Source organism: Salinicola sp. CR57 (assembly GCF_003206585.1).
In the GTDB taxonomy this organism is placed as follows: Bacteria; Pseudomonadota; Gammaproteobacteria; order Pseudomonadales; family Halomonadaceae; genus Salinicola; species Salinicola lusitanus.
In genome coordinates this window covers 15452-39165 of record NZ_PZJL01000008.1, presented here as the reverse complement: position 1 = coordinate 39165, position 23714 = coordinate 15452, and the positions used below count along the sequence as shown (strand labels likewise).

General features: G+C 65.4%; 19 protein-coding genes. 7 read left to right on the top strand and 12 right to left on the bottom strand.

All coding sequences use genetic code 11. The annotated features are described in order from the left end of the window. Window positions 1-101: 101 nt before the first annotated feature. Window positions 102-1616 carry an ATP-binding protein gene (locus tag DOM56_RS14195; RefSeq protein WP_110709783.1) on the top strand — a complete coding sequence of 505 codons (1515 nt, stop codon included), beginning with the start codon at window positions 102-104 and terminating at the stop codon, window positions 1614-1616. A 12-nt stretch (window positions 1617-1628) separates the two neighbouring features. Further along, window positions 1629-2321, top strand: a complete 693-nt coding sequence (locus tag DOM56_RS14190) for a response regulator (protein ID WP_110602482.1) — start codon at window positions 1629-1631, stop codon at window positions 2319-2321. A gap of 123 nt (window positions 2322-2444) precedes the next feature. On the opposite strand, the gene DOM56_RS14185 is transcribed toward DOM56_RS14190, so the two are convergent. From DOM56_RS14185 to ptsP, 4 genes are all read right to left on the bottom strand, one after another. Further along, a complete protein-coding gene (locus DOM56_RS14185) occupies window positions 2445-2981 on the bottom strand; it encodes an O-acetyl-ADP-ribose deacetylase (protein WP_110709782.1) in 537 nt (178 codons plus the stop codon). Between the two features lie 284 nt (window positions 2982-3265). After that, window positions 3266-5071 (bottom strand): PTS fructose-like transporter subunit IIB, encoded by a 1806-nt coding sequence (locus tag DOM56_RS14180; protein WP_110709816.1) that lies wholly within the window; start codon window positions 5069-5071, stop codon window positions 3266-3268. 11 nt (window positions 5072-5082) lie between these two features. Then, window positions 5083-6045: a 1-phosphofructokinase gene (pfkB, locus tag DOM56_RS14175; RefSeq protein WP_110709781.1), complete on the bottom strand. Its 963-nt coding sequence runs from the start codon at window positions 6043-6045 to the stop codon at window positions 5083-5085. Beyond that, window positions 6045-8942, bottom strand: coding sequence for a phosphoenolpyruvate--protein phosphotransferase (gene ptsP, locus DOM56_RS14170; RefSeq protein ID WP_110709780.1), 2898 nt, complete (start codon window positions 8940-8942; stop codon window positions 6045-6047). The genes pfkB and ptsP overlap by 1 nt, the downstream gene beginning before the upstream one ends. 281 nt (window positions 8943-9223) lie before the next feature. Here ptsP and cra point away from each other — a divergent pair, with 281 nt between their 5' ends. The 3 genes from cra to DOM56_RS14155 all read left to right on the top strand — a co-directional run bounded on the left by cra (window position 9224) and on the right by DOM56_RS14155 (window position 12667). Continuing rightward, complete coding sequence (cra, locus tag DOM56_RS14165; RefSeq protein WP_110709779.1) at window positions 9224-10207, top strand: catabolite repressor/activator; 984 nt, start codon at window positions 9224-9226, stop codon at window positions 10205-10207. A gap of 88 nt (window positions 10208-10295) precedes the next feature. Beyond that, window positions 10296-12200: an alkaline phosphatase D family protein gene (locus DOM56_RS14160; protein WP_110709778.1), complete on the top strand. Its 1905-nt coding sequence runs from the start codon at window positions 10296-10298 to the stop codon at window positions 12198-12200. Then, window positions 12197-12667, top strand: a complete 471-nt coding sequence (locus tag DOM56_RS14155) for a GNAT family N-acetyltransferase (RefSeq protein ID WP_110709777.1) — start codon at window positions 12197-12199, stop codon at window positions 12665-12667. The genes DOM56_RS14160 and DOM56_RS14155 overlap by 4 nt, the downstream gene beginning before the upstream one ends. Before the next feature lie 150 nt (window positions 12668-12817). Here the strand turns inward: DOM56_RS14155 and DOM56_RS14150 are convergent, their stop codons facing one another. From DOM56_RS14150 to DOM56_RS19740, 8 genes are all read right to left on the bottom strand, one after another. Next, a complete protein-coding gene (locus DOM56_RS14150; protein ID WP_110709776.1) occupies window positions 12818-14422 on the bottom strand; it encodes a SulP family inorganic anion transporter in 1605 nt (534 codons plus the stop codon). Between the two features lie 43 nt (window positions 14423-14465). Beyond that, complete coding sequence (locus tag DOM56_RS14145) at window positions 14466-15125, bottom strand: carbonic anhydrase (RefSeq protein ID WP_110709775.1); 660 nt, start codon at window positions 15123-15125, stop codon at window positions 14466-14468. A gap of 614 nt (window positions 15126-15739) precedes the next feature. After that, window positions 15740-16540: an MOSC domain-containing protein gene (locus DOM56_RS14140; protein WP_110709774.1), complete on the bottom strand. Its 801-nt coding sequence runs from the start codon at window positions 16538-16540 to the stop codon at window positions 15740-15742. 52 nt (window positions 16541-16592) lie between these two features. Then, a complete protein-coding gene (locus DOM56_RS14135; protein WP_232822311.1) occupies window positions 16593-17081 on the bottom strand; it encodes a DUF4385 family protein in 489 nt (162 codons plus the stop codon). A gap of 81 nt (window positions 17082-17162) precedes the next feature. Then, window positions 17163-19763 carry a TRAP transporter permease gene (locus DOM56_RS14130; RefSeq protein ID WP_110709773.1) on the bottom strand — a complete coding sequence of 867 codons (2601 nt, stop codon included), beginning with the start codon at window positions 19761-19763 and terminating at the stop codon, window positions 17163-17165. A gap of 348 nt (window positions 19764-20111) precedes the next feature. Beyond that, on the bottom strand, window positions 20112-21086 hold the full coding sequence (locus DOM56_RS14125; RefSeq protein WP_110709814.1) for a TAXI family TRAP transporter solute-binding subunit: 975 nt from the start codon (window positions 21084-21086) through the stop codon (window positions 20112-20114). A 338-nt stretch (window positions 21087-21424) separates the two neighbouring features. Further along, a complete protein-coding gene (locus DOM56_RS14120) occupies window positions 21425-21907 on the bottom strand; it encodes a DUF192 domain-containing protein (RefSeq protein WP_110709772.1) in 483 nt (160 codons plus the stop codon). Window positions 21908-21938: 31 nt separating this feature from the next. Beyond that, a complete protein-coding gene (locus tag DOM56_RS19740; protein ID WP_157958245.1) occupies window positions 21939-22097 on the bottom strand; it encodes a hypothetical protein in 159 nt (52 codons plus the stop codon). A gap of 232 nt (window positions 22098-22329) precedes the next feature. Here DOM56_RS19740 and DOM56_RS14115 point away from each other — a divergent pair, with 232 nt between their 5' ends. Both DOM56_RS14115 and DOM56_RS14110 read left to right on the top strand, forming a co-directional pair. Continuing rightward, complete coding sequence (locus DOM56_RS14115; protein WP_110709813.1) at window positions 22330-23199, top strand: EamA family transporter; 870 nt, start codon at window positions 22330-22332, stop codon at window positions 23197-23199. Beyond that, window positions 23196-23654 (top strand): GNAT family N-acetyltransferase, encoded by a 459-nt coding sequence (locus tag DOM56_RS14110; protein ID WP_198655796.1) that lies wholly within the window; start codon window positions 23196-23198, stop codon window positions 23652-23654. The genes DOM56_RS14115 and DOM56_RS14110 overlap by 4 nt, the downstream gene beginning before the upstream one ends. Window positions 23655-23714 lie beyond the last annotated feature (60 nt).

Here is a 23714-nt window from a genome sequence, read left to right as displayed (position 1 = left end):
GTGTGGCAATCTCCACAATCTTTGCCGATTGCCTGAACCGTCACTGCCATGCGTTGCGCCACACTTAGGGATTGTCGTCATTCGTGGAAAAGCCTGCCCCTATGCTTCCATCGCTCAGCAGTCGACGTGACTGGCCGCGGCTGTCACGCCTGAGCCTCAAGCTGTTCGCCATCATCCTGGTCACCAACGTGCTGATCAGCGGCCTGGTGTTCGTGTTCGTCTCGAGAAGCCTGGACGAAGGGTTCGTCAACTACCTGGAACGCAGCCAGTCGACACGAGCCGAGACGCTGGCCAACGCGCTGGGAGAGCAGTGGACGCAGCGCGGCAGTTGGCAGTGGCTGCGCGACAACCCCCGCGCCTGGCAGAGTCTGGTCCGCAGCCAGCTATGGTCGAGCGACCGCCACCCCCCGACCGGGATCGATCGACAACTTTCCGACGCCCGCGGCTACGTGCTGCTCGACGAGTTGAGCAACCCCGTCATCGGCGAACCCCTGCTCAAGCCGCCCCCCCAGGACCTCGACCTGGACATTCCGCCACCGCCGGAGCCGCACTTCGTTCCCATCCGCAGCGGCGACAAGCTGGTGGGGCAACTCGGCTATCTCCCGCCGGAACGCCTCATGGCGCGCATGGACCAGATATTTCTCGAGCGCCAGCAGCGCAATCTCACGATCATCGTCGGCGCGCTGTTTCTTACCTCGCTACTGCTGGCGGGCGGGCTGGCCTGGTGGCTGGGCCGCCGTGCCCGGTTCATGACGCTGGCCACCCGGCGCCTGACCCTGGGCGACTACAGCGTGCGCCTGTCCGAACGTGGCCGCGACGAGTTGTCGAGCCTCTCCGCGGATTTCAACCAACTCGCCGAGACCCTCGAGGCCAACCGGCGCGCGAGGCAGCGCTGGGTCGCGGATATTGCTCATGAACTGCGCACGCCGCTGGCGGTACTGCGGGGTGAGATCGAGGCCATGCAGGATGGCGTGCGGCCATTGTCGCCGGACAACCTGGGATCGCTGCAACAGGAGGTCGACCAGCTCGGGCATCTGGTCGAGGACCTGCGGCTGCTCGCCCAGAGCGACGCTGGTGCCCTGGACATGCACCTGGTGCCGTTGGATCTCGAGGAGTCGCTGGTCCAGCGGCTCGAGGACAGCGAGTTGCGCCTCGAGAGCCACGGCCTGACCCTTCGGCTCGATACCGTACCCGTCTGGGTGCGCGCCGACAGTCAGCGCCTGCGCCAGCTATGGGACAACCTGCTCTCCAACACCATTGCCTACACCGACGGCCCCGGTACGCTGCAAGTCACCCTGCGGCAACGTCACGACAAGGCGGAAGTGATCTGGGAGGATACGCCGCCGGGGGTGCCGGCCGACGAACTGCCTCGCCTGACCGAACGGCTGTATCGGGTGGAGGGCTCACGCAGCCGCCGTAGCGGCGGCAGCGGGCTGGGCCTCTCCATCGCCCGGGCGCTGATCGAGGCCCAAGGGGGCGTACTGACACCCTCCGCTTCACCACTGGGCGGGTTGCGATGGACGCTGGCGTTTCCGCTGGACCTGCCTGCCGAATCCTCCGCCGAGCCCACTCCTCCCGCCGGGGAGCCGGCCAGCAGCAGCCATACCAATCGATAGGGAGCCGGTTTGATGAACGACACCATTCTGATCGTCGAGGATGAACCCAAGATCGCCCGCCTGGTCGCCGATTACCTGTCGAAGAGCGGCTATGCCTCCGACCACATCGACCACGGCAACGCCGTCATGGAGTGGCTGGAGGAGAACCAGCCGATGCTGGTGCTGCTCGACCTGATGCTGCCCGGCACCGACGGCCTCACCCTGTGTCGTCAGATTCGCGAGCGATTCCCCGCCATCCCGGTGATCATGCTGACCGCACGGGTCGAAGAGGTGGATCGGTTGCTGGGGCTCGAACTGGGCGCCGACGACTATATCTGCAAACCTTTCAGCCCCCGGGAAGTCGTGGCTCGCGTCAAGGCCGTGCTGCGACGCAGCCATGGCATCACCGGCACGGACGAAGCGATCCCTCAAGGAGATCACCTGACGCTGGACGAGGATGGCTGGCGTGCCATGGCGGGGAGCGAGGACCTCAACCTGACCGCCGTCGAGTTCCAGTTGCTCAAGGTAATGATGCACAGCCCGGGCCGGATATTCTCCCGCGACCAGTTGATGGACCACATGTATCGCGACCACCGCATCGTCTCCGAGCGCACCGTCGACAGTCACGTCAAGAAACTGCGCCGCAAGATCGCCGACGTCTGGCCCGAGCGTGACATCATCCGCTCGGTCTACGGGGTCGGCTACAAGTACCAGCCGGAGGAGTGAGGCCAGCGACCGGCCCAGGCAACCCTCCCTTTCCTTTCCCTACGATGGCGGTGGTTACCGGGTGGCGCCCTAGGGGCCTGCTCACCCGATGCGTCGCGACCGCGTGGATAATGTGAACAAGCCCTAGAGGGAAGCGCTCTTCAGGAAGCCATCGGCGTCTCTCGCCGAGAAGAACACCAGCGTCACCGCGAGGCCGGTCAGAGCGGGTAACTGCTCGCGCATCACCTCCGCCACGATGCTGGCGGCGGCGTCGGCCGGATAGCCGTAGACCCCGGTGGAGATGGCGGGAAAGGCCAGCCGCTCGAATCGATGCTCAGCGGCAAGGTGCAAGGCGTTGCGGTAGCAGGCGGCCAGCAGTTCGGAACGATCTTCCGACTTGGCGAATACCGGCCCAACCGTATGGATGACGTGACGCGCCGGCAGCTTGAAACCCGGCGTCATCGCCACTTCACCGACGGGCAACCCGTCCGGCCAGATCGTGCGTCGCAGCTCCCGACACGCCTCGAGCAGTTCCGGACCTGCCGCACGATGAATCGCCCCATCGACGCCACCACCACCCTGCAGGCTCTTGTTGGCGGCATTGACGATGGCATCGCCCTCGAAACGGGTGATATCGCCCTCGGCGACCGTGAGGCGTCCCTGGCGGTGGTGAATCTGCATAGCAACCTCCTCTGGCGGCTGTCGCCCTCACTCTAGCCTCGACGCCGGCCCACGACCAACACGGCACCAGCGCCCGAGGTTAGGCATGCCAGGCTGGCTAGCGGCCCCTGAGCTGTTTACTCTCCGGCGACTGTTTGTCGATATGGCAGAGATATGGCAGATATTCTCTTCGGCCTGAGCGCAAGGCTCTAGGGTAGCGCATGGCATCGTGGTGACAGCCTCTCCCCCAAACGCAAGACGCCGGCGCAGAGCGCCGGCGTCGATACCGCGAACCGCGCTCGGCTTCAGCCGGCGCGCTCCCCGCTGCCGAGGGCGCCAGTGCCCTCGTCGGCGACCGCCGGCAGCTCGCTCTCGCCGCGCTTGAGCAGCGCGTAGCCGACCCCGGTGACCAGCGACCCGGCGGCAATGGCGACCAGATAGAGCAGCGCCATGTTGACCGCGTTGGGGATCAGCAGCACGAACAGGCCGCCGTGGGGCGCCATCAGCTTGATCCCGAACCACATCGACAGCGCACCGGTGACCGCACCACCGATCATCGCCAGCGGAATCACCCGCAGCGGGTCCTTGGCGGCGAACGGGATCGCCCCCTCGGTGATGAAGCACAGTCCCAGCACGAAGGAGGCCTTGCCCGCTTCGCGTTCCGGCTGCGAGAACTTGCCCCGCGCCAGCAGGGTGGCGATACCCATGGCGATCGGCGGCACCATGCCGGCGGCCATGATCGCCGCCATCGGCATGTAGGTCTCGGTGGAGAGCAGGCCAACACCGAAGGTGTAGGCCGCCTTGTTGACCGGGCCGCCCATGTCGAAGCACATCATCGCGCCCAGCAGCAGGCCCAGCAGCACCGCGTTGGTGGAGCCCATGTTGTTGAGGAACTGGGTCAGCCCGGCGAGGATCGCCGCCACCGGCGTGCCCACCACGTAGATCATCACCAGACCGGTGAACAGGCTCGCCAGCAGCGGGATGATCAGGATCGGCTTGAGCGACTCGACGCTCGCCGGCAGCTTGACATAGCGGGTCACCGCCGACGCCGAGTAACCGGCCAGGAAGCCGGCGAGAATCCCGCCGATGAAGCCGGCGCCCAGGGTCGATGCCAGCATGCCGCCGATCATCCCCGGGGCGATGCCGGGGCGGTCGGCGATCGAGTAGGCGATATAGCCGGCCAGTACAGGGACCATCAGCTTGAACGCCGTACCGCCGCCGATCTGCATCAGCGCCGCGGCCAGGGTGCCTTCCTGCTCGAAGGCCTTGATCCCGAACACGAACGAGAGCGCGATACACAGGCCGCCCGCCACCACCATCGGCAGCATGAACGACACCCCGGTCAGCAAGTGCTTGTAGAGGCCGCGCTCCTTGGCGCTCTTGCTCGCACTGCCGCCGGCCCCTGCGCCGCCGCTCTTGGGCGCGCCGTTCGACTCGACCTGGGCCTCGGCCAGCGCCGTCTCCAGGGTCTGCTTGGGCTGCTTCAGCGCCGCGCCGGTGGAAGTGCGGTAGATCGGCTTGCCGGCGAAGCGGGTGTCGTCGACCTCGATATCGCAGGCCAGCACCACCACGTCGGCGGCGTCGATGTCATCGGCGGTCAGCGCGTTCTGCGCCCCCACAGAGCCTTGGGTCTCGACGTGGATCGCGTGCCCCATCGCCTTGCCCGCCTGGGCCAGGGCCTCCGCCGCCATGAAGGTGTGCGCCACCCCGGTAGGACAGGCGGTCACCGCGACGATTCGTCTGGTCCGGGAAGGATTCGCCTCTGCCACCGCCGGCGTATTGGCGGGCTCGTCGGCAGCGTCGAACGCCGTCGCTTCGCGGGCGGCACGCTCGAGAAATGCCTCGGGATCGGGCAGCGCCTGCTGGATCGGTGCACGGTAGAGCCGCTTGCCGACGAAGCGGGACGGTTCGGGCACCCGCTCGGCGGCCACCACGACCAGGTCTGCCTCGGCGATCGCCTGGGCCGAGACCGGCGCGACCGGTTCGAGTTCGCCGTGCATCTCTATCTGGGGTTGCCAGCCGCGACGCCGCGCGGCCTGCTCCAGACGCCTCGCGGCCAGAAAGGTCGTCGCCATGCCACTGGGGCAGGCCGTAACCAGAATGACGTTCATGCGTTCACCGTTCATGCCCCCTCCTGACGTGTGTCGCCACAGCGAGTGACACGCGTCTGTTGCAGTAATTGCTGGAAATCCTCGACGTGCGGATTACCGACGCCGACATGCCGAACCGCTTCTGCCGCCAGCGCCGTCGCCTGGCGCAGGGCGTCCTGCGGTGACTGACCCGCGATCACCCCATGCAGCAGCGCGGCCAGCAGGGTGTCGCCGGCCCCCACCGTACTCTTGACCTCGACCCTGGGTGGGATCGCCCGCCATTCGCCGCGGCGGCTGACCCACAGCGTACCCGCCGCACCCAGCGACAGTATCGATTCCTCGACGCCGGCCGCATGCAGCCGCCGGGCCGCATCGAGCTGCGAGGCCGGGTCGTCCAGCGGGCCGCCGGCCCAATCGGCGAGCTCCTGCTCGTTGGGTTTGGCCGCGTGAGGCGCCACCGCCAGTGCCGCCGCCAGCGCCGGCCCGCTGGTATCGACCCAGACCGGGATACCGCTCGCCTTGAGCGTTTCGACCAGCCTCGCCAGCGCCGCGGGAGACACGCCCGGTGGCAGGCTGCCGGTCACCACCACCGCCGACGGCGCCGCAGTCTCGCAGCAGGCGACCAGCGCAGCGGTGAGCTCGGCCAGCGCGGCCTCGGAGACCTCGAGCCCCGGGCCGTTGACGTCGGTCACTCGGCCGTCGTCCTCGGCAAGCTTGGCGTTGATCCGGGTCTCGCCGGGCAGGCGCAGGCTGGCATCCTCGATACCGTCGCGCCGGCAGGCCTGGACGAAGGCGGTATCGTTGTCCGCGCCCAGGAAGCCCGACAGCGTCACCCGATGGCCCAGCGACACCAGCACCTGGGCCACGTTGAGACCCTTGCCGGCCGCCGCCAGATGCGACGACCGCGTGCGATTGACCGCCCCCGGCTCGAGTCGCGGCAACTGGATCGACAGATCCAGCGCCGGATTGAGCGTCACCACCAGCACATGGGCCATCAGAGCGCCTCCAGCGCATCGCGCACGGCCTGGCTGGTGGCCTGGGCCAGCGCCGTCTCGGTGTGCAGCCGCGCCGTTGCCTGGGTGATGCCACGCAGCCGCGCCTTGACCATCGGCACCTGGCGCACCGACACCGACAGTTCATCGACCCCCAGGCCGACCAGCACCGGCACGGCGGCGGCATCCGACCCCAGCTCGCCGCAGACGCCGACCCACTTGCCCTCGGCGTGGGCGGCCTCGACGGTCATCTGGATCAGCCGCAATACCGCCGGATGCAAGCCGTCCGCCTGGGAAGAGAGCTCGGGGTGGCCACGATCGATCGCCAGGGTGTACTGGGTCAGATCGTTGGTGCCGATGGAGAAGAAATCGACCTCGGCGGCCAGGCTCGGTGCCAGCAGTGCCGCGGAAGGAATCTCGATCATCACTCCGACCTGAATGTCGCCGGCACCGATCTCCGCCTGCAGGCGGTCGACGATGGCGCGCGCCTGGCGGTACTCGTCGACGTCCTTGACCATCGGGAACATGATCCGCAGCGGCCGATCACCGGCGGCGGTCAACAGTGCCCGCAACTGGGTCTCGAGCACCTCGGGTCGGGTCAGCGCCAGACGAATGCCGCGCAGGCCGAGAAAGGGGTTGTCTTCCGCCGCCACCGGCCAGTAAGGCAGGGGCTTGTCGCCGCCCACATCCAGCGTGCGCGCCACCAGCGGACGGCCATCGAGGGCGTCGAAGGCGCGTCGGTACTCGCCGATCTGGGTCTCCAGATCGGGCGCCTCCGGATGCGCCATGAACAGGAATTCGGTGCGCAGCAGCCCGACACCCTCGGCGCCCTGCTCCACCGCGTCGGCGGCGTGGGCGGTGTTGCCCAGGTTGGCGGCGACCTCGATACGCTTGCCGTCGGCGGTGCGTCCCTCTTCGAAGCGCGCCCCATGGGCCTCGCGGCGCAAACGCTCGAGCTCCTTGAGCCGCAGCTCGGCGCGATCACGGCGCTCCGCACTGGGGCGCACGATCACCCGGCCGAGATCGCCATCGAGGATCAGTTCATCGTCGTTGGCGAGCGTCAGCGCCCGCGGGCCGGCACCCACGACGGCGGGGATGCCCAGCGCCCGCGCCAGGATGGCGCTGTGGGAAGTGGCGCCGCCGCGGGCAGTCAGCAGTCCCCGCACCTGGGCGGTATCGAGGCGTGCCACGTCGGAGGGCCCGATGTCGTCGGTGACCAGAATGTACGGACGCGGCGGCGGTGTCGGCATTTTTACCCCGCACAACACGCCGAGCACGCGACGGCCCACGTCGCGAAGATCCGCTGCCCGCTCGGCCAGGAGGCGGTCCGCCAGCACTTCCTGGGCGCGGGCGGCGGTATCGATCGCCTGCCACCAGGCGGCTTCGGCACTCAGTCCATCGCGCATGCCTTCGAAGGCCGCTTCGTGCAGCTCAGGATCGTCGAGCATCTCGGCGTGCATGGAGAGGATCTCGGCCACGTCGCCGCCCTTGGCGGTGCCGATCAGCGCGCGTAACTGATCACGCGCTTCGCTCAGGCTGGCACCCAGACGCTCCCGCTGGCGCTCGGCCCCCCCTTGTTGCTCCGATGCCAGATCACGAGCCCGCTCGGGGTAGTCGAAGCTGGGAGCGCGCATCACGAAGACCGGCGCGATCGCCAGGCCCGGCGAGGCGGCCGTGGCCGGCAACGCCGTATCGTCGGCGATCGGCTCCTGCACTGCCTCGGCCGTTCGCGCCACGGTCTCGTCTCGAGACGCGTGATCGGCGAGGCCGGCGTCCGCGAGCGGGCGCACCGATTCACCAAGGCCCGACTTGACGGCAGCGACCATCGCCGCCAGCGCTGCCTGGGCCCCCTCCCCCTCGGCGGAGAAGATCAGCGTCTGACCGCGCCGGGCACCCAGGCCGATGACCTTGGTGAGGCTGGCGGCGGAAACCGTCTCCGCCGCGCCCTCCATCAAGCGCACCCGAACCGGCAGCGACTGTTCGCGGGCCGCCTGGACCAGCAACTTGGCGGGCCGTGCGTGCAGGCCATGGGCATTGAGCAGCGTCGCCCGGGCGGTCTCGGCATGATTCGATTCACCGGACAACCGAGCCAGGACGTGGTCCGCGTCGGCATCGATCAGCGCCTCGCCTTCGCCGCTGTCCAGCAGATCCGCCAGTCGCTCCAGCAGCGTCCGGTGAACGTCGCCTTGCGCCGCCACGCAGAAGACGCCATTGACCACGCCTTTCGGACCGCTGAACGACCGCTCTGGCGTTGCCAGCCCCAGCGCCGGCTGGCTGACGCCGAGGGAGGCGCTCACCAGCCACAGCCCCTGACCGAGCGCGACCGGCTCCTGCTCGGTGATCGCGGCGACGAAGCTCGCATCGACGCACTCCGCCTGGCGCAGTCGCGCCGCCGCCGCCAACGCCAGCTCGAAACGATCCCGCGCCGGGAAGCCCAGGCACAGCGTGCCGGCGTCCAGGCGCGCCTTGACCGGCGATTTGGCGAGCAGTGCGACCATCGCTTCGGCGCTGTCGGCGTTGGCGATGCGATCGGCGACCCCCTCGTCGTCGAGGACGTGAGTCAGATGGCGCAGCACGTCGAGATGCTCGTCGCTGGCAGCGGCGATCGCCACCAACAGGAACACCCGGTTGCCGTCGTGCCAGGTCACTCCGGCCGGGAACTGCAACAGGCGGACGCCGGTGCGGTGGATCTGACCGCGGCTCTCGGGGGTACCATGGGGAATGGCAATACCGCTGCCGAGGAAGGTAGAGCCCTGCGCCTCGCGGGCATGCAGGGCATCGCGGTAACCGGCTTCGACCAGACCGGCCTCGTGCAACGAGGCGGCGGCCTGATCCAGCGCCTCCTGCCAACTGTCGGCGTGGCAATCGAGCGCCGCGTCTTGCGGCTGGAGGGTCAACATAACGATCTCTCCGAGTGGGTCGTTCGATGCACGATTCGTGGCCTGTCGAGCGCCGCCGGGGGCAGTCAAACGGGCAGGTCCAGGCGCTCTAGCTGAATCGTGTCACCTCAATGATGCCAATGCTCTCCGCTGGCGACCGGTTTGGCAAGCTAGACCTTCGCCTCACCCCATGCCAGACGTCACAGTCGCCGAAATCAGACTGGGCCGCCAGGGCCCGACGCGGTATCGTTCAGACCGTGAAAATGCGCCACCCTCTCCCATGAGCCTTGCAGGAGCCTTGCATGAAGCTTGCCGACATCGCCCGACTGGCCGGCGTCTCCCGCACGACCGCCAGCTATGTCCTCAACGGCCAAGCCAAAGCAAGACGCATCAGCGATGCCACGGTGACACGGGTGCTGGCCATCGCCAATGCCCACGACTATCGAATCGATGCCCAGGCGGCCGCATTGCGGGGAGGCGACAGCCGCACTCTGGGCCTGATCGTGCCGGATCTGGAGAACGGCAGCTATGCACGGCTGGCCAAGCGTCTCGAGCATGGCGCGCGCCGGCAGGGCTACCAGTTGCTGATCGCCGGTTCCGACGACGACCCCCAGAGCGAGCGCGAAGTCGCCAGATCCCTGCGAGCCCAGCGCTGCGACGTGCTGTTGGTCGCCAGTAGCCTGAGCCCCCAGGACCCGTTCTACGTCGAACTGTTGGCCCAGGGGTTGCCGATCATCGCCATCGACCGACCGCTGGATCCCGAGCGTTTCGTCAACATCGTGACCAACGGTCGTGCCGCCGGCGAGATGCTGACCCGTTCGGTGCTGGCCGACGACGTGACCAACGTGGTGTGGCTGGACGCCGTCCCGGATCTCTCGATCAGCGCCGAGCGGCGGCGCGGGTTTCTGGATGCCCTGGCCAGCGAGCCCAGGTGCCATCCCCGCTGCTTCAGCGGCGAGCGCTACGACCGTGATAGCGGCGCACGGCTGATGCAACGACTGCTGGATGACGACGGCTTGCCGGACGCCATCGTCACCGCCTCCTACACCCTGATGGAGGGCCTGCTCGACGTGCTGCTCGCAGACGGTGTGCCCCCGGCCAACCTGCGCCTGGCCACCTTCGGTGATGATCGGCTACTCGACTTCCTGCCCTGCAAGGTGAACTCGCTGCCACAGGACCACGACCGGGTCGCCGAACAGGCGCTGGCGAGAGCCCTGCAAGCGGCCCGTGGCGACTACACGCCAGGGCTGGACGTGATCGACAGGACGCTCAAGCGACGGCGCTGAACGCGATGCGCTGGATCCTCACCGGGGGCGTGGCCGGGAGCCACGACTGAAGTATGCTTGGCCCATCGATACTCTCAGGAACCGCGACTTGTCAGACGACCTTCCCGACATCCTGGCCGGGCCGATACTCCGCCGGGCAGCGCCCCGGCGGCTGGTGCTGTGGCTGACCGCATCACGCCCGCTCGAGCTCCGGCTGACCCTGACCACCGCCGCTGCGTCATGGACACACCCGCTGGCCGCGGCAACGACCCGAGTCGAAGTGGGCACCCATGCCCACCTCCATCTGATCGACCTCGAGCTGGATACGGCCCTGCCCCAGGATGTCCGCATCACCTACGACCTCGCCTACCATGGCGAGTCCGAATGGCGCTCGACCGGCGACTGGGGCCAGGCGCTGTGCTACGGCAACGAGCCGCTCCCCACGCTGGTGCTGCGCTCGCGCCACGACAATCTGCTTCATGGCTCCTGTCGCAAACCCCACCACGCCAGCGGGGACGGCCTGGCACGCGCCGACCGCTGGCTGGACGGCTGCCATGACGACGCCGCCGCCAGGCCGGCGGCACTGCTGCTGACCGGTGACCAGATCTACGCCGACGACGTCGCCGGCCCGATGCTGGCCGCCATCCATGCATTGATCGCCCGCCTCGGCCTCTACGACGAATGCCTGGAAGGGACGGACATCGCCAGCGGCAGCGAGCTCTATGCCCGCGACGAGACCTACTATCATCGGGACGAACTGCTACCGGCGATCCGCTCCACCGAGGCGCTGCGCGAGAAGTTCTTCGGTGGCGTGCGCAAGCCCATCTTCACCACCGCCAGCGCCGAGAACCACCTGATCACCTTCGCCGAGGTGATGGCGATGTACCTGCTGGTCTGGTCGCCGACTCCGTGGCGGCTGATCGAGGTCGAGCTACCCCGCCTCAGCGCGGAGGAGCAGGCCCGCTATCGCCGGGAGCAGCGGCATATCGATGCGTTCGTCACCGGACTGCCGGGGGTGGCACGCCTGCTCGCCCACCTGCCCACGCTGATGATCTTCGACGACCACGACGTCACCGACGACTGGAACCTATCCGCCGCCTGGGAGGCCGCGGTCTACGACCACCCATTCTCGCGCCGGATCGTGGGCAATGCCCTGATCGCGTACCTGCTCTGCCAGGGCTGGGGCAACGATCCCGATGGGTTGGCCGAGCCGCTGCGTGCCAGCTGCGAGTGGCTGGACTCCGCCACCGGTGACAGCGGCTTCGACTGCCAACTGCACGACCAACTGGTGACCCGGCTGCTGCGCTTCACCGGCTGGGGCTACACCATCGACTCGACGCCTCGCCTGGTGGTGCTGGATACGCGCACCCGACGCTGGCGAAGCGAACGCCGCCGGCATCATCCTTCGGGGCTGATGGACTGGGAAGCACTGAGCGAGTTCCAGCAGGAGTTGCTCGGGGAACCATCGGTCATCATCGTCTCGCCGGCCCCGATCTTCGGCGTCAAGCTGATCGAGGGCATCCAGCGCCTGTTCACCTGGTTCGGCAAGCCGTTGCTGGTCGACGCCGAGAACTGGATGGCACACCCCGGGGCCGCCCGTACCATGCTCAATATCCTGCGCCATAGTCGCACCCCGCAGCGCTACGTGATCCTCTCCGGCGACGTCCACTACTCCTTCGTCTATGCGATCACCATTCGCCAGCGCCGCAACAGTCCCCAGATGTGGCAGATCACCAGCAGCGGTCTCAAGAACACCTTTCCCGATACCCTGCTCGACTGGTTCGATCGCCTCAATCGCTGGCTCTATGCACCCTGGTCGCCGCTCAACTGGCTCACCAAGCGCCGCCGCATGCTGATCGAGCCCTATTGCCCCGAGCGCAGCTCGAAAGGCGAACGACTGTGGAATCGTGCCGGTATCGGCCAGGTGAAACTCGACGCCGAGGGCGCGCCGACCGAGGTCATGCAACTGGGAGCCGATGACTGCGATACCCGGTTTGACAAGGAGCGTCGATGAACCCGACGAATGCCACACTGCGTGTGGCCACCGCCGAGGACTTGAGCGCGGTGGAAGCGCTGGTCCGCGACGCCTACGGCCACTACATCGCCCGCATCGGCAAGACACCGGGGCCGATACAGGACATCGATGACGAGCGCTATGCGCGCTATATCGATGCCGGTTACGTCAACCTGCTGCAGGCCGGCGGCGAGATCGTCGGCTTGCTGGTGCTGATCCCCAAGCCCGACACGCTGCTGCTGGACAACGTGGCAGTCAGCTCTTCCGCCCAGGGCCGCGGCTTCGGCCGGACCTTGCTGGAGTTCGCGGAAGCCAGCGCTCGCCAGTTGGGCTTTCGCGACATCACGCTCTACACCCAGGCGCTGATGCACGAGAATCTGGCGATCTACCGGCGCTACGGCTATGTGGAGACGCATCGCGTCGAAGAGCTCGGTCTGAAGCGCGTCTATCTGCGCAAGCTGCTCTGACCCGCGACGGTCGCTCGACGCTCGGCGCCGTGCAAGCCGGGTCGTCGACGTGACGCGGCGATGCCAGTGACACCGGACTGCTGAAACGCAAACCGCCGCGCCTCTGGAGAGGCGCGGCGGTCACTGCCGGACGGACGTAACGACCATCGATCAAACCGCGTGAGCGGCGCCGGGAGGCGATTCGACATGGCCGAAGGTGCCGTTGGTGCCTTCCACGTCACGCAACTCCACCACGATCCCGCGTGCTGCCGCATTGTCGACGAATCGGTCGATGTCCTCGCGGATATCGGGATCGATGTAGTTTGCCCCGCGGGCATCGATGATCAGGTCGCCGCTGTCCGGTACGGCGTCGAGACACTGGCGCATCTCCTCACGGTTAAGAAACGAGACATCCTGCTGGAACTTCAGAAGCATGTGCTCGCCGCGCCGGGTACAGGTGATGGCCGAGCGGTAGCCGGACTGGAGCAGGAAGTAGAGACTGCACACCAGTCCCACCAGTACGCCCATCAGCAGATCGGTGGCGAGAATCGTGATCACCGTCACGGTAAAGGGAATGAAGCGACGCATGCCTTCGCGATACTGCTCCATGAACAGTGCCGGCTTGGCCAGCTTGTAGCCGGTGTGCAGCAGAATCGCCGCTAGCGTCGCCAGGGGAATCAGCTCGAGCCAAACCGCCAGAAACGCCACGCTCACCAGCAGCAGCCCGCCGTGAATCAGGCTCGACAGCCGGGTACGGCCGCCGGCATTGGCGTTGGCGGAGCTGCGCACGATCACCGCGGTGACCGGCAGCGCTCCGACCAGTCCGCACACCATGTTGCCGATGCCCTGGGCCTTCAATTCGCGGTGCGGCGGCGAGTGCCGCTTGAGCGGATCGAGCTTGTCGATGGCCTCCAGGCTCAACAGCGTCTCGAGGCTGGCGATGATGGCGATGGTGATGGCAACCGTATAGACCGCCGGATTGGCCAGCGCACCGAGATCGGGACGTGTCATCTGGGCGATCAGTTCCGAGGGCCCGGACAGGCCGCCAAGATCGATGTGGTGCCCCGCGCCCAGCGCCCGGCCGGGCATCACGCCGCCCACCAGGCGATCGATGGCGATACTGCCGAGCACCACCAGCAGCGGCCCCGGGATCAATGCCAGTGCCCGGTGCCGCTTGATCACCGGCTGTTCCCACAGCACCAGCAGCGTCAGGCTGAACAGCGCGATCAACGTGGCCAGCGGCGAGATACCGCTGAACAGGGCGAACGGTTCGGTGATCGAGGGCATGTCCTCCAGCGGATGTCCCAGCGCCATCGGGAATTGACCCAGCACCAGGATCAGGCCGATGCCTGCCAGCATGCCCTTGATCACCGAGGTCGGCACGAAGGCTCCGATCCGGCCCAACTTGAAGATCCCCATCAGCAGCTGCAGCGCGCCGGCCAGCACCACCGCGATCAGGAAAGCGGAAAAGCTGCCCAACTGTTCGATCGCATCCAGCACGATGACGGTCAGGCCGGCCGCCGGACCGCTGACGCTGAGCGCCGAACCGCTGAACATCGTTACCACCAGCCCGCCGACCATGCCGGCTACCAGCCCGGCAATGGGCGGTGCCCCCGAGGCCAAAGCGATCCCCAGACAGAGTGGAATCGCTACTAGAAAGACCACGATACCGGCAGGAATGTCCCGCGAGAGGTGACGTAGGGAGAGCGTGGTGGGCCGGTCGTGCCGATTCGATGCCGTGTGGGTCGACGGTTCCGATCGTGTCGTTTGTGTCATTGTCGTGTCCTCGAGTCCATGAGTCACAGCGGTAAGTGTCGGCTCACCCGGCGGCAGCGCGCTGCCAGGTCGGCTCGGCGGAGGCGCCTTCCGCCCAATCGGGCTCGCGACGATAGACCTCTTCCAGATGTCCACTCGCCAGGTCGTAGACCCATCCGTGCAGGCTCGGCGCCTTGCGCGCCTGCCAACTGTCGGTGACCTGTGACATGGTCGACAGTCGCTCGATCTGCGCGATGACGTTGAGTTCGACGACATGGTCGACCTTCTCGCTCAACTGTGAAAAGCGCCCGAGTTCTTCCCCGCGCTCGGCGACCAGTTGCTTGACCTGGCCCAGGTGCTGGTCGACGTACGGCAAGGCCTGCAGGGCGTCGCCACCGCTCACGGCCGCCTGGATACCGCCACAGCCACGGTGGCCACAGACAATGATGTGATCCACCTTCAGCGCGTTGATGGCGAACTCGAGGACGCTCGATACATTGGCATCGTCCTCGTGCACCAAGTTGGCGATGTTGCGGTGGATGAACAGCTCACCAGGCTTGGCGTTGCAGATCTGCTCCGCCGGCACGCGGCTGTCACAGCAGCCGATCCACAGCGCGGCGGGCGCCTGCCCCTCGTGCAGACGTTCGAAGATACCTGGATCGGCCATTTTCATGCCGGCAGCCCAGGCGCGGTTTTCAAGCAGCAGACGATCGAAGAATTGCATGTCTAACACCCCCTAGATGACCAATGGCAGGTCGTCGTCCAGCGCCATCATGGCTTTTGAGTGGACTGACGCCATTGCGTGACGGATAAACCAAAACTCGAAATTTCCCGGCCTTGCCGACGACTCGATGACGGTTGGGAGTTGCCATGAGACCAAAGGCGTAGGCTTCGCTTAAAGTCGTAAGGCGGAGAGGTAGGTACGGGCAAGCAAAAAGTGATTTGCCGACGGCAAATTTTGTAACGCAAGGTGATTGAATGTTGGTTCAGAAATGTCGGCCAGACATCGGCAGTCACACGCCGTTACATGCGAAGAGGGAGAGTGGCCATGTCTCCGCGAGGGCGTCACCCCGATTCGAGCGGCTTTCGGCAGCAAGGATGAACGATCGGTGAATGGTGGATTAACGCTGGATGAGAGGCGTCATCATGCGGATGACCGCTTGTCGGTCATCCGCCCGGACACATCGAATATTTAATAAAAACTAATGTAACAATTTGATCGATAACCTTGCGTGAAGATGAACGATACTCATCCGATCGACAGTTAAGGTTATCTGAACGTTACCGGAAGACTACGTTCATCTTCAATTCATCACCGGTTCACCTCAACGAGTCGTCTCAACGGCTCGTTTCCAGCACTTCGATGGCATCGTCCAGGCGGATCTCTCCTTGGTTTTCCGCCACGAGGTTCTGGCCAAAAAAGACTTTTCCCTTGTCGCCGCGTCGATAGCTCGCCAGCGTCTTCAATGGCTCCTTGTCGCGACGTTGTTCGCCCCGGGCCGGATCGACCGTCACCATGGCGCAGCGAGCACACGGCGCGTCGACACGAAATGTCACCTCGCCGATGCGAATGCGCTTCCAGCCATCCTCGGCGTAGGGAGCGGTGCCTGCGACGACCAGATTGGGCCGGAACTGCGCCATCACGTGTGTGCCGTCGGTACGGGTGTTGAGATCCTCCAGCGAGGCCTCGGAGATCAGCAACAACGGGTAGCCATCGGCGAAACTGACTCTCACCCCGATCGTGTCCCGATAGCGCGACGATCGCTCCCCCAGCCAAAGCAGCCGCGCCGGTTCGCCGGCGACGTCACTGAACCACTCGTCGAGCGAGGTGTGAGTGGTGGTGGCGGTGAAGGGATCGGCCCAGACCTGGGTATCGAAGGGATGGCCCGAGAACTCCTCGCGAGCCACGTCCACTGGTGGCAGGGCATCATGGGTCAGGGTCAGTCGCTCGCCGTCGAACTGTGCCCGGACTCGCTGAAGCCCGGGATGGGTGCGGGCGGTGAGAAAAGTGCCGTCAGGCTTGACCACCATGAAACGGCGATCGCCGACAACGCCCTCCTCCTCGACCCGCGCATGTCGCAGGGACGACCCCGCGGTCGACTTGATCGGGTAGCGATAAATCGCAGAAAGCGTTGGCACGAAGAGGCTCCTGTCAGAAAACGTACGGGTAATGCCGCCCACAGGCGGCCTGTCATCGACGCCTGTCCGCCTTGCGGCGGCGTTGATAGTCGCGCTTGGCACGCAGGTAGGCATCATCGCTGCGTACCGCGTCGAGCGCCACTTGATAGCGCTCGGCGATACGTGCCTTTTCCGGGTCGGCATTGCCAGGCTGGCGTAGGCTACCGTCGGCATCTTTCTTGCGCCCGCCGGGGTAGCGCGCATAGCGCCGCGCACGGGTGTAGCCCATTTGTAGATATTTCCGCGCCATGTCCATGCCGACAAAATCGTCCTGCTCGCGATAAGCCCTGTATCTGGCGCTCAAGTCTTCGATCGCCTGTCTGGCATCGGCTTCGTTGCGAATTGCCCACAACGGCAGCAGCTCATCCTTGTAGGGCTGGACATGAAAGGCACCACGCTCGCCATGGCCGATCCGGTAGCACTCGGGGTGGCGGCGATAATCGATGGATGCGTCGGGAAAGCTCACGTTCACCTCACTTCCGGTCATGATGTCGTCATGCATTGACGGCACGATGACGCCTCGCCACGAAAACGGCCGCCTCGTGAGAGACGGCCGTCATGTTGACACGGACGCGACTCGGCGTCAGGCGGTCGCCAGGTGCTCGGACTTGCCGTCCTTGGGTCCGCGGCGACGCCGCTGGAGCATCACGACCAGCCCGAACAGCAGCAGCGCCGGAATCCACATCAGCTCTTTCGGCACCTGCGACCTGGGGATACGCACCGAGACGATCTGCTGATCGAAGTCGAAGCCCAGCTTTTCCGCCTGGCTGCCGAAATCGGTCATGTCCACCAGCATCTTGCCATCTTCCTGCATCAGATGTAGGCCCAGGCTCTGCAGACGCTCGGCCCCGGTCTCCCCCTCCGTCGCCGGCACCTGAATCACGAAACTGGTCGGCGCGCCATAGGCATCGAGCCCCTCGATCCGCGTCATCAGGTGGCCATCAGGGCCGATCTCCCCCAGTGCCTGCTCGAATTGAGCCGGTGGCACCTCTTCATAGGGCGCATCGACCATGTCCATCCAGAAACCGGGGCGGAACAGGGAAAAGGCAACCAGCAACAGCAGCAGGCTCTCGTACCAGCGGCTCCTGACCAGCATGAATCCTTGCGTCGCCGCCGCGAAGATCAGCATGGCGGCCGTCGCCACGATGAAAATCACGATCCCGTGGAGCCAGTCGACATTGATCAGCAGCAGATCGGTGTTGAAGATGAACAGGAAGGGCAGCGCCGCGGTCCGCAAGCTGTAGTAGAACGCCTGGAAGCCCGTGCGGATCGGATCCGCGCCGGAGATCGCCGCCGCTGCGAACGAGGCCAGCCCCACCGGCGGCGTGACGTCGGCCATGATGCCGAAGTAGAACACGAACAGGTGGACCGCGATCAGCGGCACGATCAGCCCGTTCTGCTCGCCCAGTTGCACGATCACCGGCGCCAGCAGCGCGGAAACCACGATATAGTTGGCGGTGGTCGGCAGCCCCATGCCCAGAATCAGGCTGAGCACCGCGGTGAGCAGCAGCATCAGCAGCAGATTGCCCATCGACAGCGTTTCGACCAGATCCGCCAGCACCAGCCCAACCCCCGTCTGCGCGACGGCGCCAACGATGATACCCGCGGTCGCAGTGGCGATACCGATGCCGATCATGTTTCGGGCGCCATCGATCAGTCCGTCCCACAGATCCATGCCACCACGCTTGATGTCGCTGGCCAGCTCGCTCTTGCCACGGAAGAAAGCGTCGACCGGGCGTTGCGTCAGGATGATGAAGATCATGAAGGCGGTGGCCCAGAACGCCGACAGGCCCGGTGACAGGCGCTCCACCATCAGACACCACACCAGCACGATCACCGGCAGGATGTAGTGCAACCCCACCATCACCGTGGGTTTGGTGCGCGGCAGTTGGGTGATCTCCTGGGAAGGGTCGTCCACTTCCAGTTCCGGGTAATGGGAGCCAATCTTCAGCAGTGCGATATAGACGGCGCCAACGCCCAGGGCGATGACCCAGGAAGCCGAATCGCCCAGCGCCGGCTTGAGCCAGCCGATGCCGTAGTAGACGGCGAATGCCAGCGCCATGATGCCGACCAGCCCGGTCAGGAAGCCCAGGATCTTGTTGAGCCAGGGCCGCTGAGGGTTACCGCTGGGCAGCCCCTGCATGCCCGCCTTGAGCGCCTCGAGATGGACGATGTACAGCAGCGCGATATAGGAGATCACGGCGGGCAAGAAGGCGTGCTTGATCACCTCGATATACGGAATGCCGACATACTCGACCATCAGGAACGCGGCCGCGCCCATCACCGGAGGCATGATCTGGCCGTTGACGGACGAGGAAACCTCGACCGCCCCTGCCTTGGTAGCGCTGAAACCGACGCGCTTCATCATCGGAATGGTAAAGGTGCCGGTGGTCACGGTGTTGGCGATCGAAGAGCCGGAAATCAGGCCGGTGAGGCCGGAAGAGACGACGGCGGCCTTGGCCGGGCCACCGCGATAGTGCCCCAGCAGCGAGAACGCCACCTTGATGAAGTAGTTGCCGGCGCCGGCCTTGTCGAGCAGTGCGCCAAACAGCACGAACAGGAAGACGAAGCTGGTGGAGACCCCCAGCGCGATGCCGAACACCCCTTGCGTGGTCAGCCACTGATGGTTGACCAGCCCCGAGAAGCTGACGCCACGATGGGCCAGGATCCCTGGCATGTAGGGTCCCGCCAGCGAATAGACCAGAAAGATCAGCGCGATGATCATCAGCGGCGGGCCGAGCGCTCGGCGTGTCGCCTCGAGCAGCAGCACGATCCCCACCACACCGACGATCACGTCCTGCAGAATCGGCGCACCGGGGCGCTGCGATAGCTGCGCGTAGAAGAAGTAGAGGTAGGACGCACAGAACGCCCCGACCAAGGCCATCACCCAATCGAGGATCGGCATGCGCTCTCGTGGCGAGCGCTTGAACGCCGGGTAAGCCATGAAGGCCAGGAAAACCGCAAAAGCCAGGTGAATGGAGCGTGCCTCGGTGGCACTGAAGACGCCAAACCCGACGATGAAGGGGAGCGGCGAAGCGATCCAGAGCTGGAACAGCGACCACAGCGCCGCCACACCGAGCAGGATGCGGTTGGGCGTTCCGGTCAACTTGCGACCACCGGTATCGGTCGCGGCCAGTTCTTCCAGCTTGGCCTGATCGGGGCCGGAAGTCTTGTTATCGGTCATGAGCAGATCCTGACGTGAGGAAACACGGAATCGTTGCCTGCGCGAGCGAATCGTTGCGCCACGGGACTCCGGAGCGCCACGCCATCAAGGCCTGTCCGCCTTGCGATGATATCTCGCCCTCGGCGTTCCGTTCGCTGTTGTGCAAAACAGTGCCCCCTACTCTCTCACTCGAGAAAGGGCCCGGCGCCCTTGGCGGCCGGTGAGTGGACCGACGTCGACACGACATCGGTTCACGCTTGATTCGATGCGACGATCACCGTCGCGGGGATTCCATCCAACGGCGCGGCGGTTGCAGACAACCGCCGCGCCAGAGTGTCAACGCCTTCTATCGAGAATGGCGTCGGGCCATTACAGCCAGCCCTGCTCCTTGTAGTAGCGCTTGGCTCCTTCATGCAGCGGGGCGGAAAGGCCCTGGCTGATCATGTCTTCCGGCGTCAGGTTGGCGAACGCGGGGTGCAGGCGCTTGAAGCGATCGAAGTTGTCGAACACGGCCTTGACCGTCTGATAGACGACTTCGTCGTCGACGTCAGCGGAGGTCACGAAGGTCGCGCGAACACCGAAGGTCTCGACGTCGTCCGGGTTGCCCTCGTACATGCCACCCGGGATGGTGGACATGCTGTAGTAGGGGAACTCGTCGACCAGCCCTTTGACGGCATCGTCGTTCAACGGGACGAGGTTGGAGGCGACGGTGGTGGTCGCTTCCTGGATGGCGCCATTGGGGTGACCGACCACGTAGGCCATGGCATCGATGTTGTTGTCAGCCAGCGCGGAGGCCATCTCGGCAGCACCGAGCTCGGAGGAGAGCGAGAAGACGCTGGTGTCCCACCCCTCGGCGTCCATCAGCACTTCCATGGTGGCACGCTGACCGGAACCCGGGTTGCCGATGTTGACACGCTTGCCCTTCAGGTCCTGCACCGACTGGATGTTGGCATCCTTGCGCGCCAGGATGGTCAACGGCTCGCCGTGAAGCGAGAAGACCGAACGCAGGTTCTCCATCGGCTGATCGAACTGCGCCTTACCGTTGTAGGCGTTGTACTGCACGTCCGACTGCGCCACCCCCATGTTCAGTTCGCCGGACTTGATGCCGTTGATATTGGCAACGGAACCACCGGTGGACGGTGCGTTGCACCGAATGCCGCTCTCCTCGGCGCTGCGATTGACCATCCGGCAAACGGACTGACCGACGACGTAATAGACTCCGGTCTGACCGCCGGTGCCGATGGTGATGTATTGCTGATCCTGTGCCATGGCTGGCGTGGAGATCGACAGGGCGCCCATCAGGGCGGAGGAGAGAACGGCTGCGGTTAATGCGTGGCGTTTCATGCGCATACCTCGAATTTTTCCCGTTTATTGTGTTGATCGGCGTTCCGATCGCGTAGACAACAGGCCGGCCGGCGTGCGTCAGGGTGTGATTCAGATCGCACCGTGCCCGTGACTTACCCATTGCAACATAACTTATCCCCGACGGCGCGCCATCATATAGCGAGTTTTTGACCGGCAAAACCGTCGCCGCGCGGAGGGGCCCGTCCCGCAAGAGGCCGGTTTGACCCTTCGGTCAACCCACGGACACCGTCATCATGCGCTTTTCCCGTGTTCCCGAGCCGATGGGCCGCCTACCTTTCACCATTATCGGCATGCCTCATGCCGGAAGCGAATGCATTTCACGGCGCCGCGATCCAGGGCGCGAGCTCGACACGGTCGCCGACCTCGATCCCGCGTTCGGCGAAGTAGCCGGCATTGGCTTCCAGCGCGGCGCGAAAGCGCGCCCCCGCCGGATAGACGGGGCATCGACTCGACGATTCGGCGCGGCAAGGAGACATGGTCCTCAGCGAGCGTATCACGCCCCCCTCGTCGATGAAGGCGATATCCAGCGGAATTCGCGTCCGGTACATCCAGTAGGCGCTGGTCGCCGACTGTTCGGTGCCATAAAGGAACAGCATCCCGGCGTCGACGGGAAGCGAATCGCGCTCCATCAGGCCTCTCGAGCGCTGCTGTGGGGTCTCGGCGACCTCGATCTGGATCGTGTGCGTGCGTTCACCATTGTCGAGGACCAGAGCGTGGCGAGTCGGCGCTTCCGCCCAGGCCGGCATGGTGAGCAGCATCGACGCTAGCCACGCGGCGAGAATCAACGCTCGGGACAGCATGCCCTTCCCTCCTGGGTCGCTAGACTGATCGTCAAGCCTGCTCCTCCTCGTCGCGCTGACGTTGGTTGTTCTGCGCTGCGACCGCCTGTCGCGTCACGGATTCGCCGCTTCCGTGGCGATGGTCGATATAGGACAGCACGAACAATTGGGCGAAGAGAAAGCAGACGCAGAAGATGATTCCCTTGATCATGGGTTGAACCCTCGAGTGCGAAGATTCCCGACGTGGCGACGAAGAATCGGTCGATTTTGCGTAGAGTAGCGCATTCCCCGAGCTGAGAAACGCAGATTGCGCCGACAGGCGGAGCGCGGAAGCCCCCTGGAAGACGACATCTCAAAATAATGTTGCTCTCGCGGGAGCCGCTGAGACAATGGGCCATCCGGCGCCTCCGTCGACGCCCCCTTCCAATGACGAGTACTGCTACGTGCCACTGAAGGACTTGCTGATCGGCCTGGGTATCATTGCCATCTGGGCTTTCAATATCATCGTGATCAAGCTTGGTATCGAGGATCTGCCGCCGCTGCTGGTGACGGTACTCCGCTTCATGCTGGTCGCCGTGCTGATCGTGCCGTTCACTCGCATCTCGCGCCAGCAGCTCGGCTGGCTCCTGGTGCTGGCCGTCACCTTCGGCGGCCTGCATTTTCCGCTGCTGTTTCTCGGTCTGCAGCATGCGGAAGCCGGTACCGGCGCGCTGCTGGTGCAGATGGGGACACCCTTCGCGACGCTGCTGGCCGCAATCTTTCTCAAGGAGAAGCTCGGCCCGCGCCGAATCTTCGGCCTGGTTCTCGCCTTCGGGGGTGTCGTCGTCCTGGCCGGGGGCCCATCCCTGCCGCCGCCAGCCTCGACCGCCCTGCTGCTCGCCAGCGCGCTGTTCTGGGCCGTCTCGACCATGATCATCAAGCTCGCGCCACCGATCGCCCCGTTGACCATGACCGGCTGGATCTCGCTGTTCGCGATACCGTTGGTCGCGACGGGCAGTTGGCTCTTCGAGGACGACCAGTGGCACGCCTTGCAGAACGCCGGCCTGGCCGGGTGGGGTGCGGTCGTGTATACCGCCTTGATGTCATCGATCGCCGCCTACGGACTCTGGTATCGGCTCCTGCAAAAGCATCCCGTCAGCCGCGTCGTACCGCTGACCCTGCTGATGCCGGTCTTCGCCGTCATCCTCGGCGTATGGCTGCTCGACGACCCGCTGGGTATCAACAAGATGGCCGGCGGTGCCATGGTCGTCGCCGGCCTGGCCGTCATCAATATTCGCTTCAGCCGCCACCGTAGATCGAGGCCCGCGCCATGAACTCCAGTCCCATGCCCGACATTCTGCCCATGACCATCGACGATCATCCGGACTTCGCCGCCATGATGTCGCGTACCCCGGGGGTGGTGCTCCGAAACGCCGATGGCTACGCGGCGACGCAACGCTATCTCGCGCGCAATCCCGGACTGAGTTTCGTTGCGCGACCGGCCGTCGGGGACGGCATCGTCGGCTGCGCCATGGCGGGACACGACGGCCGTCGCGGCTATCTGCAGCATGTCATGGTCGACCCGGATTATCGCCACCTGGGGCTGGCACGAGCGATGGTCGATCGCTGCCTGACGGCACTGCTGGCAGCGGGTATCGAGAAGGTACATCTCGACACCCTGGCGGACAATCACCAGGCGCACCGCTTCTGGCATCATCTGGGATGGGACGATCGCCGCGACGAGATCGTCAAGTTCTCCCGCGTCCTGGTCGCCGACGCCAACGCCTGAGACGAGGCAGCGAAGGCACGAGGCCGGTCCAGAAAACCGTCGCCACGCCGATAACACAAG

Excerpts from the sequence above, each read along its gene's own strand:
- DOM56_RS14145 (WP_110709775.1), bottom strand. The coding sequence starts at position 15,125 with ATGCAATTCTTCGATCGTCTGCTGCTTGAAAACCGCGCCTGGGCTGCC.
- cra (WP_110709779.1), top strand. The coding sequence starts at position 9,224 with ATGAAGCTTGCCGACATCGCCCGACTGGCCGGCGTCTCCCGCACGACC.
- ptsP (WP_110709780.1), bottom strand. The coding sequence starts at position 8,942 with ATGTTGACCCTCCAGCCGCAAGACGCGGCGCTCGATTGCCACGCCGAC.
- DOM56_RS14135 (WP_232822311.1), bottom strand. The coding sequence starts at position 17,081 with ATGCATGACGACATCATGACCGGAAGTGAGGTGAACGTGAGCTTTCCC.
- DOM56_RS19740 (WP_157958245.1), bottom strand. The coding sequence starts at position 22,097 with ATGATCAAGGGAATCATCTTCTGCGTCTGCTTTCTCTTCGCCCAATTG.
- DOM56_RS14180 (WP_110709816.1), bottom strand. The coding sequence starts at position 5,071 with ATGAACGTCATTCTGGTTACGGCCTGCCCCAGTGGCATGGCGACGACC.
- DOM56_RS14190 (WP_110602482.1), top strand. The coding sequence starts at position 1,629 with ATGAACGACACCATTCTGATCGTCGAGGATGAACCCAAGATCGCCCGC.
- DOM56_RS14195 (WP_110709783.1), top strand. The coding sequence starts at position 102 with ATGCTTCCATCGCTCAGCAGTCGACGTGACTGGCCGCGGCTGTCACGC.
- DOM56_RS14155 (WP_110709777.1), top strand. The coding sequence starts at position 12,197 with ATGAACCCGACGAATGCCACACTGCGTGTGGCCACCGCCGAGGACTTG.
- DOM56_RS14185 (WP_110709782.1), bottom strand. The coding sequence starts at position 2,981 with ATGCAGATTCACCACCGCCAGGGACGCCTCACGGTCGCCGAGGGCGAT.
- DOM56_RS14130 (WP_110709773.1), bottom strand. The coding sequence starts at position 19,763 with ATGACCGATAACAAGACTTCCGGCCCCGATCAGGCCAAGCTGGAAGAA.
- DOM56_RS14150 (WP_110709776.1), bottom strand. The coding sequence starts at position 14,422 with ATGACACAAACGACACGATCGGAACCGTCGACCCACACGGCATCGAAT.
- DOM56_RS14120 (WP_110709772.1), bottom strand. The coding sequence starts at position 21,907 with ATGCTGTCCCGAGCGTTGATTCTCGCCGCGTGGCTAGCGTCGATGCTG.
- pfkB (WP_110709781.1), bottom strand. The coding sequence starts at position 6,045 with ATGGCCCATGTGCTGGTGGTGACGCTCAATCCGGCGCTGGATCTGTCG.
- DOM56_RS14125 (WP_110709814.1), bottom strand. The coding sequence starts at position 21,086 with ATGAAACGCCACGCATTAACCGCAGCCGTTCTCTCCTCCGCCCTGATG.
- DOM56_RS14110 (WP_198655796.1), top strand. The coding sequence starts at position 23,196 with ATGAACTCCAGTCCCATGCCCGACATTCTGCCCATGACCATCGACGAT.